General features: G+C 56.9%; 13 protein-coding genes. 7 read left to right on the forward strand and 6 right to left on the reverse strand.

What is annotated here, in order from left to right; genetic code table 11:
- Positions 1–133 precede the first annotated feature (133 nt).
- Positions 134–559, reverse strand: a complete 426-nt coding sequence (locus MUN82_RS05790) for an acyl-CoA thioesterase (RefSeq protein ID WP_245095694.1) — start codon at positions 557–559, stop codon at positions 134–136.
- 202 nt (positions 560–761) lie between these two features.
- Between MUN82_RS05790 and MUN82_RS05795 the strand changes: the two genes are divergently transcribed.
- Entirely contained in the window at positions 762–956 is a 195-nt protein-coding gene (locus MUN82_RS05795) for a cold-shock protein (RefSeq protein ID WP_187318365.1), read from the forward strand.
- 482 nt (positions 957–1438) lie between these two features.
- On the forward strand, positions 1439–3370 hold the full coding sequence (locus tag MUN82_RS05800) for a DEAD/DEAH box helicase (protein WP_245095696.1): 1932 nt from the start codon (positions 1439–1441) through the stop codon (positions 3368–3370).
- 178 nt (positions 3371–3548) lie between these two features.
- On the opposite strand, the gene MUN82_RS05805 is transcribed toward MUN82_RS05800, so the two are convergent.
- Positions 3549–4004: a PA2169 family four-helix-bundle protein gene (locus MUN82_RS05805; protein WP_245095698.1), complete on the reverse strand. Its 456-nt coding sequence runs from the start codon at positions 4002–4004 to the stop codon at positions 3549–3551.
- Between the two features lie 307 nt (positions 4005–4311).
- On the opposite strand from MUN82_RS05805, the gene MUN82_RS05810 reads away from it, so the two are divergent.
- Together MUN82_RS05810 and MUN82_RS05815 are read left to right on the forward strand one after the other, a co-directional pair.
- Positions 4312–5028 (forward strand): bacteriorhodopsin, encoded by a 717-nt coding sequence (locus tag MUN82_RS05810; protein WP_262922842.1) that lies wholly within the window; start codon positions 4312–4314, stop codon positions 5026–5028.
- A gap of 29 nt (positions 5029–5057) precedes the next feature.
- Complete coding sequence (locus MUN82_RS05815) at positions 5058–6059, forward strand: Brp/Blh family beta-carotene 15,15'-dioxygenase (protein WP_245095699.1); 1002 nt, start codon at positions 5058–5060, stop codon at positions 6057–6059.
- 2 nt (positions 6060–6061) lie between these two features.
- On the opposite strand, the gene MUN82_RS05820 is transcribed toward MUN82_RS05815, so the two are convergent.
- Both MUN82_RS05820 and MUN82_RS05825 read right to left on the reverse strand, forming a co-directional pair.
- Positions 6062–7309: a BaiN/RdsA family NAD(P)/FAD-dependent oxidoreductase gene (locus MUN82_RS05820; RefSeq protein ID WP_245095701.1), complete on the reverse strand. Its 1248-nt coding sequence runs from the start codon at positions 7307–7309 to the stop codon at positions 6062–6064.
- A 72-nt stretch (positions 7310–7381) separates the two neighbouring features.
- A complete protein-coding gene (locus MUN82_RS05825) occupies positions 7382–8227 on the reverse strand; it encodes an SDR family oxidoreductase (RefSeq protein ID WP_245095702.1) in 846 nt (281 codons plus the stop codon).
- A 107-nt stretch (positions 8228–8334) separates the two neighbouring features.
- On the opposite strand from MUN82_RS05825, the gene MUN82_RS05830 reads away from it, so the two are divergent.
- The gene (locus MUN82_RS05830) at positions 8335–9204 is read left to right on the forward strand and encodes an SDR family oxidoreductase (RefSeq protein WP_245095704.1); all 870 of its coding nucleotides are present in this window, start codon (positions 8335–8337) and stop codon (positions 9202–9204) included.
- A gap of 191 nt (positions 9205–9395) precedes the next feature.
- Here the strand turns inward: MUN82_RS05830 and MUN82_RS05835 are convergent, their stop codons facing one another.
- Both MUN82_RS05835 and MUN82_RS05840 read right to left on the reverse strand, forming a co-directional pair.
- The gene (locus tag MUN82_RS05835; protein ID WP_245095706.1) at positions 9396–10250 is read right to left on the reverse strand and encodes a DUF1571 domain-containing protein; all 855 of its coding nucleotides are present in this window, start codon (positions 10248–10250) and stop codon (positions 9396–9398) included.
- A 68-nt stretch (positions 10251–10318) separates the two neighbouring features.
- Positions 10319–10618 carry a hypothetical protein gene (locus MUN82_RS05840; RefSeq protein ID WP_245095708.1) on the reverse strand — a complete coding sequence of 100 codons (300 nt, stop codon included), beginning with the start codon at positions 10616–10618 and terminating at the stop codon, positions 10319–10321.
- 106 nt (positions 10619–10724) lie between these two features.
- Between MUN82_RS05840 and MUN82_RS05845 the strand changes: the two genes are divergently transcribed.
- Both MUN82_RS05845 and MUN82_RS05850 read left to right on the forward strand, forming a co-directional pair.
- On the forward strand, positions 10725–11480 hold the full coding sequence (locus MUN82_RS05845; protein WP_245095710.1) for a glycosyltransferase family 2 protein: 756 nt from the start codon (positions 10725–10727) through the stop codon (positions 11478–11480).
- 47 nt (positions 11481–11527) lie between these two features.
- The gene (locus tag MUN82_RS05850; RefSeq protein WP_245095712.1) at positions 11528–12022 is read left to right on the forward strand and encodes a nucleoside deaminase; all 495 of its coding nucleotides are present in this window, start codon (positions 11528–11530) and stop codon (positions 12020–12022) included.
- The last annotated feature ends 35 nt before the right edge of the window (positions 12023–12057 follow it).

A 12057-nucleotide genomic window follows, 5' to 3' on the forward strand; every position in this document is an offset into this window, starting at 1 on the left:
GTGTAAGCGAGTAGCCTACAAAAGTAACGCAGAAGCAAGCGAAAGAGAGCCTTCCCTATACAGTAGCACTGTTAGGCAATCCTGGCAGGGCTTCGTAGAAACTGCTTCCACTGCGTTTAGTACGGCCAGAAGCCTACCCCACCGGCTCCCACAACCGCTGCTCTACCTCTGCCTCTACCCGCTTCGGCCGTTGCGTCTCGGGGTCTAGCAGCACCCACTGCGTTTCGGCTTCGCAGAGCAACTCGCCGTCTGTGGCCCGCTCAATGCGTACAAAACGTTGGCATTGCGCCCCGCGAATTTCGCCAATCCAGGTGGTGCACCGGAGCTGGTCGTGCAGCAGGGCCGGGCGGTAGTAGCGTAGGTGATGCTCCCGCACCACCCAGATATACTGCTCCCGCTCACCCACTGGGTAGGCCGCCAGCCAGTGCGCCGTGGCCGTTTCCTGCGCCCAGCGCACATATTCTACGTTGTTGGCGTGGTGCAGCTCGTCGATGGCCGTGGCGGGCACAGTAAGCTCGTATGCGAAATGAAAAGCAGGGTGCTCGTGGTAGGCAGGCATAGGCATCAGTATAAAACCGGATAAATGAGGAAAAACCCGGAAAAAGTGGTTCAGGCAACTAAAGTCTACGGATTCATGTATATTTGGCTCAACTTAAGACGATGTGCCTTTGTTAGCCTGCCAGATACCTAGAGTTTCAGCAGTTTTCAGTAGCTGCATTTGCTTAATGAAACTCTTTTTTTAACCCGTAGTAAGTAGTACGATGCCAACCGGAACCGTAAAATTCTTCAATGACGCCAAAGGTTTTGGCTTCATCAAAAACGACGAAAATGGTCAAGACATTTTCGTTCACATCAGCGACCTGCTGGTAAACGAAATCCGTGAAAACGACAAGGTACAATACGAAGTAGCGCAAGGCAAAAAAGGCCCGAACGCTGTGAAAGTTCAGCTTCTCTAAGAGCTAACTTGCTTTGCACGAGTTTGAAAAGCACGCCCCAGGGCGTGCTTTTTTTGTTTGCACCACGGATTCGCTCGGATGTTGAGGATGAAGTCAAGATTTAAGAAGAGTATCATCCTGAGCTTGCGAAGGACCTTCTCACGTCAGCACGATAGACCTACCAACGACTCGTTCACACGTGAGAAGGTCCTTCGCAAGCTCAGGATGACAGACGCTCTCCAACATTTACCACCGTGCACAAAATCCGCGTAATTCGAAAAATTCGAGCGAATCCGTGGTTTAGACAATATTTTCCCGTACCTTTGCACCCGCATTGAGAACGGCCCGGTTCCGCGCAGCTTGCGTGGCCCTTAGCTATTAGATTGGCCGCCTGTATCTTCCGTAGTTGCTTCCGTCACTTGTCGTTGTTGTGAGAGTGGGAGAGGAGCGTCGCTGAATTCGCTGTTTTCAGAGCTATTGTCTCCACTCCATCATCATCAGACATGGAAAAAATAAAATTTGAAGAGCTTTCGCTCTCCGAGGAAATGCAGCGCGCCATTACGGAAGTAGGCTACGAAGAAGCCTCTCCCATCCAAACGGCTGCTATTCCAGTATTGCTCGAAGGTAAAGACGTGATTGGTCAGGCCCAGACGGGTACCGGCAAAACGGCTGCCTTCTCTATCCCCGCCATCGAAAAAATTGACACCGATTCGCGCGAGGTGCAGGCCCTGGTGCTGTGCCCTACCCGCGAACTGGCCGTACAGGTTTCAGGCGAAATTCAAAAGTTAGGTAAGTACAAGCGTGGCCTCGCGGTGGTGCCGATTTATGGTGGCTCGAGCTACGACCGGCAGTTCCGCGCCCTGGAGCGCGGCGTGCAAATTGTGATTGGTACGCCTGGCCGCGTAATGGACCACCTGGAGCGCGGCACGCTCAAGCTCGACAGCTGCAAGATGATTATTCTTGACGAAGCTGACGAAATGCTGGACATGGGCTTCCGCGACGATATCGAAACGGTGCTGAAGCAAATGCCCGAAGAGCGCCAAACGGTGTTTTTCTCGGCTACCATGAGCAAGCCCATCATGGACTTGACCAAGCGCTACCAGCGTGATCCGCAGATCGTGAAGGTCAACCATCAGGAAATGACCGTTACGAATATCGAGCAGAGCTACTACGAGGTGCGCGGCCCCCAGAAAAAGGACGTGCTGACTCGCCTGCTGGATATGTACAACCTGAAGTCGACCATCGTTTTCGCCAACACGAAGCGCATGGTAGACGAGATTGTGGCTGATTTGCAGGCAAAAGGCTACTTCGCTGACGGTTTGCACGGCGACATGAGCCAGCAGCAGCGCCAAAACACGCTCGATAAATTCCGCAAAGGCACCTTAGAAATTCTGGTGGCTACCGACGTGGCCGCCCGGGGTATCGACGTAGACAATGTGGAGGCGGTAGTAAACTACGACCTGCCCGCCGACGAGGAATATTATGTGCACCGCATTGGCCGTACGGGCCGCGCTGGTAAGTCGGGCCGCGCCTTCACCTTTGTGAGTGGCCGTGACATTTACAAGCTGCGCGACATCATGCGCTTCACCAAAGCTACTATCAAGCAGGAGCGCGTGCCGTCGTTTGAGGATGTGTCGGAGGTGAAGACCACGCTCATGCTGGAGTCGATTAAAGAAGTAATCGAAAAAGGCAACCTCGATAAGTATATAAGCCGCGTACAGCGTCTGATTGACCAAGACAGCGAAGAAGGCATTACCTCACTGGATATTGCCGCTGCCTTGCTCAAAATGACAATGAAGGAGGATAAGCGTGCTCAGGAAAGCCTCGACGCTACCCGTGCCCACGGGGCGCCGCGCCCCGGCTTCACGCGTTTGTTCGTGACGATGGGTAAGAAAGACCGCATCCACCCACGCGACATCGTGGACCTGATTGCCGAAAACACCTCTCTCACGGCTGGCAAGGTAGGCGACATCTCGCTCTACGATAAGTTTAGCTTTGTAGAAGTGCCTTCGGAGTTTACGGAGGAAATTACCGGGGCCCTGGGTCGTACCAGCATCAACGGCCGGCCAGTGTCCTTCAACGTGGCCACGCCGCGCCAAGAGGGTGATGCCCAGCAGGAAGGCGGCCGTGGTGGTTTTGGCGGGGGCGACCGTCCGCGTCGCACGGGCGGCTACGGTGGCGGTGGCGACCGGCGCGACGGTGCGTTTGGTAACCGCAGCTACGGCAACAACCGTGGCGGCAGCTACGGCGGCGAGCGGCGCGAGGGTGGCAGCTATGGCGGCAACCGCGGTGGTGGTAGCTACGGCGGAGGCTACAAAGGCAACCGCGACGGTGGTAGCAGCTACGGTGGCAATCGGCGCGAAGGCGGCAACTATGGTGGCAACCGTGAAGGCGGCTACAAGCCCCGCCGCGACAACCAAGGCTACGACGAATAGCATCGCAGATGTTGCAGATTGAATAGATTACACAAATTCATTTGATCTGCAATGTTTAGCTGCTCTCAACAACAGGTAACAAAAAAGCCGCTGATTTATCAGCGGCTTTTTTGTTTCTGACTTGAAAGAATTCACAAAAGAATCTGTGTAATCCATTCAATCTGCAACATCTGCGATGTTACTTGGAAGCGTCGCGCAGGTCGCGGATTTCGTTGTGCGCTTCTAGGACACCTTGCGCTTGCTTGTCGATAATCGACTTCAGTTCGGAGGGTAGGCCCTCAAACTTCTTGGCGTTTTCATAGGCTTCTTTAGCGTGGTCTTCGCCCCGCTCGCATTCAGCCAAGATGCTGTGGCGGTCTTTGCCGGTTACAATGCCTTTCAGATTGATGAAAGCGCGGTGCACGGTGCCAGCTACGGTGTTGTTGCCTTCGTTGGTGTCTACCTTCAGGTCCAGCTTGTACATCTGGTCTTCCAGCTCGGTGATATAGCTGGCGCGCTGAGCAGCATATTTCTTGAAAAGGTCTTTCAGATCAGCATCTTCTACATCGGTCATTGCCTCAGCGTAGCCTTTCTGGCCTTCTTTCAGGGTGGCAATCAGGTCGTTCAGTTCGGATTGGGCTTCTTTAGCGTCCATGTTGTTGGTTCGTTTTTAGGTGGTAGGGAGAAGTATTTGTGTGTCTTTGTACTACCTATTGATGCGAAGGGTTGCGCTCGAGCCACTACAATCACTTGTCATTGCCAGCCAATTTCATCCAACCTATAGTGTGGGCGTGCGGCACCAGGAAGACAACGGTAGAGCAAGTCTAAGGGAGAACTAATTGGCTCTCCTCATCCACGTGGCTGTTCCATAGACGGTAGGGAAGCATCAGATTAAAAAGAACTTAAATAGAAAGTGAAAAGTAGAAAGTAGTATTCTATCTCACTTCTCATCTTCTTTTCTGATGGAAACACAAACACTACTTCACTGGGCATATGTAGCCGCCATGATAGGTGGTGCTCTTCTATTTTGGGTCTGGAGCCGAAACCCAAAGGGCGTTCCACAATACGAATACAGCATTGCCATGCTGATTCCGATCTGGTCGGCGCTGGCGTATATGGCCATGGGCCTAGATCAGGGCAAAACAGAGGTAGCGGGCCAAATCACACACTACGCCCGCTACATCGACTGGGTAGTAAGCACGCCACTGCTGCTGCTGGCCCTGGGATTTACGGCCATGTTCTACGTGCCAAAGCAGGAGCGGAGTATTACGCTGCTGTTTGGACTAGTGGCGGCCGATGTAGTCATGATTGTATGTGGGCTGTTTGCCGATTTGTCGGAAAATAGCACCGCGCGGCTTTTGTGGTACATCTGCGGGGTAGGAGCTTTCTTGTGCGTGCTGTACCTTATCTGGGGGAGCCTGCGGCAAATTGCTCTTAACAGTGATGCCGAGCTGGGTGCCATCTACACCAAGCTGGCGGGCTTTCTGACCATTCTATGGATTTGCTACCCCACCATTTGGGCTGTCGGGCCCTCAGGCCTGGGCATTATCAACCAAACCACCGAAACCTTTTTGTTTGTGGTAGTGCCATTCTTTTCCAAGGTAGGCTTCAGCATCCTCGACCTGAACTATCTGCGCGATTTGGCCCCACGTAAGCCTGCCTATCACCACGCCGCGTAGCAGCGCGCGCAGCAGAATATTGCCTGCCTATGAAAGCCACCGCTCACCCGGCCACCACTACCAGCGTAGCAACGCACATGCTGTACTCCTATGGGGCAGTGGTGGTGGCCGTTGGGGTAGGCGTAGTGGCTCCGGCCGCCGCCACTGCCGTGCTGGGGCCGGTGCTATTGCTGGCATTGGTAGTGCTGGGCCTGGCCCATGGCGCTTGCGACCAGTTCGTAGTTCCGGCCTACTATCCTGTACGGGGCAAAGCATGGTGGCTCTATCTAGTGCGCTTTCTGGTGAGCTACCTAGCCCTGGCTGCCGTGGTGGTGGTGGGGTGGTTGCAGTGGCCTAGCGTGGCCGTCCTGTTTTTCTTCCTGCTCACCATCTGGCATTGGGGCTCGGCCGATGCGCCCACGCAGCCCCAGCGCCCTGTGTTGTGGGCGATGCACAGCATATTGCGCGGTACGCTGCTGTTTGTGATACCAGCCTTTGCCTGGCCAACCGAGACACTACACATTATCAACAGCCTACTCTATTTCACGGGCGGACAGCTGGTGCCCATAGCGCTATTCGAGCGCCTGGCGCAGGGGGCAGGGTGGTGCGTGTTGCTGGGCCATCTAGGGTTGTGGGTAGGGTATGCCCGGCTGGGCAACGCCCACCGCTGGCACGTAGATGCCTTGGAAGTACTGCTGCTCACAGGACTATTTGTGGTGCTGCCACCGTTGCTGGCACTTGGAGTTTACTTTTGCTTTTGGCACAGCTTGCAGCACGTGCTGCGCTTGAACCCGCTACTGGGCTACACGGCTCCGGCAAACGACCGACGCGCACAAGGGTGGGCGTTGCTGCGCGAAATAGGCTTTTTTGTGCGTCGTTCACTACCGGTTCTGCTGATCAGCCTAATGGCGCTGGCAGCGCTATACGGGTTGTTTGCTGCCCGGCTTTCCACACCCGATACGCTGGTTAGCCTGGCGCTGGTAGTGGCTTCCGTGGTCACGCTGCCTCACGCCTTGCTCGTGAGCTTGGTGATGGACCGCCGGGGGCAATAAAGCTAGCCTGCGGGAGTAGCGGCCATAGCCCGGCCCGCCAGGTAACCCGTAGTCCAGGCCGCCTGAAAGTTGAAGCCCCCCGTGATGCCATCTATGTCCAGCACCTCGCCGGCGAAATACAGGCCCGGCACGCGGCGGCTCTGCATGGTTTTCATGTCTACTTCGCCGAGCACCACGCCACCACAGGTCACAAATTCATCCTTATAAGTAGTCTTGCCCTGCACGGGTAGGGCCGTGCGCAACAGCCCTTCGATGAGGCGGTTTTGCGATTTAACGGGCAGCTCATTCCACTTCACTTCGGTGCTAATGCCGGCTTGCTCCGTGAGCGTGCGCCACAGGCGCTGGGGTAGGCCAAAGAGCGGATTAGAAGCCACCAACTTTTTGCCGTGCTGCCCCCGAAACTCCAACAGCCACTGGCGCAAAGAGTCCTCGGTATGGGTAGGCAGCCAGCTGACGAGAGCTGTGTGGCGATGCGCCAGCTCATGGAGACGGCGGGCACCCCAGGCCGAGAGCTTCAGTACGGCCGGCCCGCTTACGCCCCAGTGCGTCACCAAGATAGGGCCTTCATATTCCAGCTTTTCGCCCGCAATACGCACGCGGGCGTGGGGCACGCTCACGCCCGGCAGCTCCCGCAACGGCGACTCCGGCACGTTGAACGTGAACAGTGACGGCACTGGCTCGGCAATGGTGTGCCCTAAGGCGCGTAGCCAATCGTATTGGGCGGCTTTGGGGGCGCCGCCAGTGGCAATCAGCAGGCGCGCTACCACTAGCTCCTGCGCGTGGGTGCCGGTGAGGTGCAAACGAAAACCGCCTGCGGGTAGGGTAGTAATGTGCTCGGCGGCGGTGTACGTGAGGATACGCACGCCCGCTTTGTCAGCGGCCGTAAGCAGGGCCTGGGCAATGGTTTCCGACGAATCTGTGACCGGGAACATACGGCCGTCGGCTTCGGTCTTGAGGCGTACGCCGCGCCGCTCAAACCAGCGCACCGTATCCACGGCCCCAAACTGCTTGAAGGGCTCTTTGAGCTGCTTGGCCCCACGGGGGTAGTGCTGCACCAACTGGGCAGGCGTGTCGGCGGCGTGCGTCACGTTGCAGCGCCCTCCGCCCGAAATACGCACTTTGCTCAGCAGCTTGCCGGTTTTTTCAATCAGATATACCGTCAGGCGCGGGTTGGCCTCGGCGCAGGCAATGGCCCCAAAAAAACCAGCTGCGCCGCCACCCAGAATAGCTACTACCTCGTTGTCGTTCACGAGCGCAAAGATACGAGGTAGGGGGCTGAAAACTGGAGCCGAAGCAACGCGAAACGTGGCACAACTGCTGTGCTAGCAGTGTTTCATGGCCTCGTGCAGATCGTCAAACTGAAATGTGTAGCCGGTTTTTTGCCGTAGTAATTCGCTGTCGATGCGCTTGCCCAGGGTGTCCTCCTCGACGAAGGTAGGACGTGCGAGTTCCAGGTGCGCGGCGGCGGCGGTGTAGAACTCCTGCCGGGTAGGGTGGTGCGCCGCGCTAGCGTTGAAGGTATGCCCCCAGGCACGCTGCCGGATGATGCGGCAGAGAATACCCAGGCAGTCGGTGAGGTGGATGAGGTTGACAGGCGCCTGAGGCTTAGGTAAATTGGTGCGGCCCGCTAGGAAGCGGCCAGGCGCACGCCGGGGGCCAATCAGGCCAGCCAGACGCACGACGGTAGTGGCAAAAGGAGCATCCGGGTGCGTAAACAGGCTCTCAGCCTGCAGCAATTCCGAGTCGGCATCGGGGGTAGCCAGGGCGTCGGCTTCGGTCATGGTACGGGGCTCGTCGGCGTACACGCCGGTGCTACTCACAAACAGCACCTGCCGCACGCCGCACTCGGCGGCGGCCTGGTACACGGGCTGTAGTAGCTCCACGTAGTGTCCCTTGGCGGTGCTAGGCGGCACGTTCAGTACCAGCACCCGCGCGCCGGTAAGCATCGTGTGCAGCGTATCCTGGTCGGTGGCGGTGAGGGTAGGGCCTAGCTCTAGCAGGTAGGGCGTAATGCCCGCGTCGCGCATTTTTAGAAGCCGGCCGGGCGTGGTGGTAGAGCCAGCCACGGCGTACCCCTCGTCTACCAGCGCCTGCGCCAGGGGTAGGCCGAGCCAGCCGCAGCCCAGTACGGCAATCAGAGGTTGTAGGGGGGTAGGGGTAGGAGCCATGCGGGGCTAAAGGTGAAGAAAAAATCTTAGCTCGCATACATCTTGAGCAAATCCGGCAAATCCCGTTCTTGCATCCTTGCTACTTCACTTCTAAAAAAACACCTCCTATGCCAGCCTACTCCCAACCCATGCTCCGCGACAATGCCCTGCACGGCAAAACCATTGTGGTAACGGGCGGCGGCACCGGTCTGGGCCGGGCCATGACCACCTATTTTTTACAGCTCGGCGCCAATGTTACGATCAGCTCGCGCAAGCTGGACGTGCTGGAAAAAACGGCCGCCGAACTGCGCGAGCAAACCGGCGGCCAGGTGCTGGCCGTGCAGTGCGACGTGCGCAAATACGACGAAGTAGAGCGCATGCTCCAGCAAACCATCGATACGTTTGGCGCCGTGGATGTGCTGCTGAACAACGCCGCTGGTAACTTTATTTCGCCCACAGAGCGCCTGAGTCACAAGGCGTTTGATGTGATTGTAGACATTGTGCTGAAGGGTAGCTACAACTGTACGCTGGCCTTTGGCAAGCGCTGGATTGCTGACCAGCGCCCCGGCACCATTCTCAACATTGTGACGACGTACGCCTCCGTGGGCTCGGCCTACGTGGTGCCGTCGGCAGCGGCCAAGGCGGGCGTGCTGGCCCTCACCCGCTCCCTGGCTGTGGAGTGGGCCAAGTACGGCATCCGCTCCAATGCCATTGCGCCCGGCCCATTCCCCACGGAAGGGGCCTGGAGCCGCCTCTTCCCCGAGCCGCTGGCCTCCAAGCTTGATCCAGCTGCCTCGGTGCCCCTCAAACGGGTAGGCGACCATCAGGAACTCGCTAACCTGGCCGCCTACATGGTGTCAGATTTTGCGGCCTACATGAACGGCGAGGTAGTCACCCTCGACGGCGGCGAGTGGCTCAACGGCGCCGGCGAGTTCAACAAGCTAGAAGCCATTCCAGCCCCTATGTGGGATGAGATAGAAAAGAAAATGCGTCGCTAAATCACGGATTAAAGCGGATTTTTCGGATTAATCTGATTTTGTGGACAGCTCTATAGTGCGATTGAAGCTCTCTAGACTTTTGACAGAAAGCTTCACTACACTATAAAAAAGCGCTTGCCATTTGGCAAGCGCTTTTCGTTTGACTCGTCCACAAAATCCGATTAATCCGAAAAATCCGCTTTAATCCGTGATTATAGTTTGTACCCCTTATACCCCTTGGCAAATTCCTCTGAGGGAATAGGCTGGTTGGCAACGATATTCGAAAACTCAAACCGCTCAAATAGGCCTTTGTCGTCGAGCACCTCTACTACGAGCGGTAGCATGAGCTTTTGATCGATGCAGACCGTAGTGCGCCGGCCATAACTGTTGGGCACCTGTATGGTTTTGCCGGCTGGCACGGGCTTTTCATACGACAAGTCGTTGCGCTCCACAATCCGAAACTCGCCGCCGCCGAACTTATTGGCAATCTGCGTCAGGGTTTCGGCTTTGGTGGGTGTGTAGGACACGTACCGGAACTGCGGGAAGCTGGAACGCAACACGTGGCACGGCCGGCCGGCTACGATAGTGTCGCCGGTGTAGCGGAAGGAGCGCTCAAAGGCGCGGTCCTGGCGCTGGGTTGAGCCGCGAATGATACCGGAAATGCTCCCGAAACCGGCGTCGAGCAGGCTGTGGTGCTGGTCGCGGCGCATGAGTGTGCCGTTAGGGTCCAGGTTGAGCGTCACGTAGGGGAAGCTATTGGGGTACACCCAGGCGTCGCCACCATTTTGGCCCGTCACCCACAGCGCTTCAATGCCTTTTTGGTTGCGCAAATACACCCGTAGGGGGCTGCTGGTGAGCTTCAGCGTGGATTGAGCCGTCACGTATTTGCCCTCCACCCGCTCCTTGGCCCGCACCGTGCAGCGCAGTGTCTTGAGGTTGTCAATGGAGGTACTAAGATGGCTCAGCAACTGCTCGGTCGTGAGCTTGTCGGTAGGGGTGGGGGTAGCCGCCAGGGTAGTAAGGAGAAGCGTGGCTGCTAGCATAGCCCGCCCAATAGTACGCATCATAGGAAAAGTAGGAAACGAAACAGGGATGCGCCCTCCGTGCACAAACCGCGCCGAACCCACTGCAGCTGTTAGTTGAGGCTAATGCGTGGAAAACGAAACGTATTGCTATCAAAAATAAACAACTCGTGTATCTCTATGCGCCAGAAATAGGGGTAGAGCGGCAACTGTTCCAGCACGGCCCGTGCCTCATCCGCATCCTTGCTGTTGATGGTAATCCAGCCCTGCCGATAATCGGCGCTGATAGCATAGGTCTCAAAAACGCTTTCATCCAACAGCTGACTGACCAACGCCCGATGACTGGGAATCAGGGCGGTGAAATCATCTGTAAACCGCAATGGAAGTGAGAGCGTGACGATGAATTTTGGCATGGAACGCGAATAATAACCTAAGCCGGCTAAACGGTACTATTTCGAGAAAGTTGGGTTTACGCCAGAACCACGCAACTTTTTAGCGGTAATTGTAGAATAGAAAGGCATGCACTTCTCTATCATCACCCCGACCCGCAACCGTCGGCAGTATTTGCCCGAAGCCATCGAGAGCGTCCGCGCTACCGTTTCGGCCCCCATCGATTTTTCCTACGAGCACCTGATCAACGAGCTAGCCAGCGACGACGACACCGCGGCCTACCTCGAAGAGCTAGCCTCCCAGGACGGCCCGCCGTTGCGCTACTGGAAACAGCCCGAAAAAATGATGCCCGGCCCTGCCCGCAACCAGATCATCCGCGAGGCACAGCCCGGCGGCTGGCTCGTGCCCCTCGACGACGACGACGTGATGTTGCAACGCAACCTCTACCACTACGCCGACCTCATCCAGCAGAACCCTCAGCAGCCCTGGTTTGTGGCCGACTTCCTGCGCATGGACGAGGAACGCCGCTACATGCTGCGCGAAGACTACTACGCCTGGAAATTTGACACGCCCACAGACATGTTGCGCGCCATTTTTCGGGCCGAAAACTTCATCCAGGGCAACGTGTGCTACTCGCACGAGTTATTTGATCAGGTAGGCGGCTACAGCGAAGACATTGAAATGGCCGAAGACTTAGAGCTGTATGTGCGCTTTCTGCTGGCCGGCCACCTGCCCCTCCTTTCGCCCCATATCAGCCACCTGCACCGTTTTCACACCAACAACATCAGCATAGGCGTAGACGCCGAAAAGCACGGCAACGACCTGCGTGTCATCTACGACCTGCACGCAGCCGAGCTAGGCAAGCTGGGAATTGAACGGCCGTAGAGAGGTTAATCACTACACTAGCCTCAGCAGCAAGACCCGTGGACAATATGCTCACCGAAACTGACCTCCAGCACCTGCACCATTGCTTGGCGCTGGCTACCGAAGCACTACAAGCTGGCGATGAGCCGTTTGGCTCTATTCTGGTCAGTGCCGAAGGTGAGGTGCTAGCGCAGGCACGCAACCGCGTCAATGAGCTTACTGGTCTTGCGCATCCCGAAATTGAGCTAGCGCACTGGGCCGCAGTACACCTGGCGCCCACCGAGCGCGCCACCACCACCATGTACACCAGCGGCGAGCATTGCCCCATGTGCGCTGCTGCCCACGGGTGGGTAGGGCTAGGGAAAATCGTGTATCTCAGTTCCGCTCAGCAGCTCAGTGAATGGCTAGCGGAAATAAATGCACCCGCCGCACCCATTGAGTTCATGCCGGTACAGCAACTTATCAAATCCGTCAGCGTAGCCGGCCCGGCCGATGGTGAACTGCTCCAGGCAGTGAAAGACCTGCAAGTGACCTACCACTCCGCTCGGCCAAAAGTAGGGTAGGGCGCTGGGCTACCCAACACGCAAAAGGCGGCGCC

It is taken from the genome of Hymenobacter aerilatus, assembly GCF_022921095.1.
Lineage (GTDB): Bacteria > Bacteroidota > Bacteroidia > Cytophagales > Hymenobacteraceae > Hymenobacter > Hymenobacter aerilatus.

What these genes read in the sequence shown, in the direction of transcription:
- MUN82_RS05790 (WP_245095694.1), bottom strand. Translation starts at nt 559, where the DNA reads ATGCCTGCCTACCACGAGCACCCTGCTTTTCATTTCGCATACGAGCTT.
- MUN82_RS05810 (WP_262922842.1), top strand. Translation starts at nt 4,312, where the DNA reads ATGGAAACACAAACACTACTTCACTGGGCATATGTAGCCGCCATGATA.
- MUN82_RS05850 (WP_245095712.1), top strand. Translation starts at nt 11,528, where the DNA reads ATGCTCACCGAAACTGACCTCCAGCACCTGCACCATTGCTTGGCGCTG.
- MUN82_RS05840 (WP_245095708.1), bottom strand. Translation starts at nt 10,618, where the DNA reads ATGCCAAAATTCATCGTCACGCTCTCACTTCCATTGCGGTTTACAGAT.
- MUN82_RS05845 (WP_245095710.1), top strand. Translation starts at nt 10,725, where the DNA reads ATGCACTTCTCTATCATCACCCCGACCCGCAACCGTCGGCAGTATTTG.
- MUN82_RS05795 (WP_187318365.1), top strand. Translation starts at nt 762, where the DNA reads ATGCCAACCGGAACCGTAAAATTCTTCAATGACGCCAAAGGTTTTGGC.
- MUN82_RS05800 (WP_245095696.1), top strand. Translation starts at nt 1,439, where the DNA reads ATGGAAAAAATAAAATTTGAAGAGCTTTCGCTCTCCGAGGAAATGCAG.
- MUN82_RS05830 (WP_245095704.1), top strand. Translation starts at nt 8,335, where the DNA reads ATGCCAGCCTACTCCCAACCCATGCTCCGCGACAATGCCCTGCACGGC.
- MUN82_RS05825 (WP_245095702.1), bottom strand. Translation starts at nt 8,227, where the DNA reads ATGGCTCCTACCCCTACCCCCCTACAACCTCTGATTGCCGTACTGGGC.
- MUN82_RS05815 (WP_245095699.1), top strand. Translation starts at nt 5,058, where the DNA reads ATGAAAGCCACCGCTCACCCGGCCACCACTACCAGCGTAGCAACGCAC.
- MUN82_RS05805 (WP_245095698.1), bottom strand. Translation starts at nt 4,004, where the DNA reads ATGGACGCTAAAGAAGCCCAATCCGAACTGAACGACCTGATTGCCACC.
- MUN82_RS05835 (WP_245095706.1), bottom strand. Translation starts at nt 10,250, where the DNA reads ATGATGCGTACTATTGGGCGGGCTATGCTAGCAGCCACGCTTCTCCTT.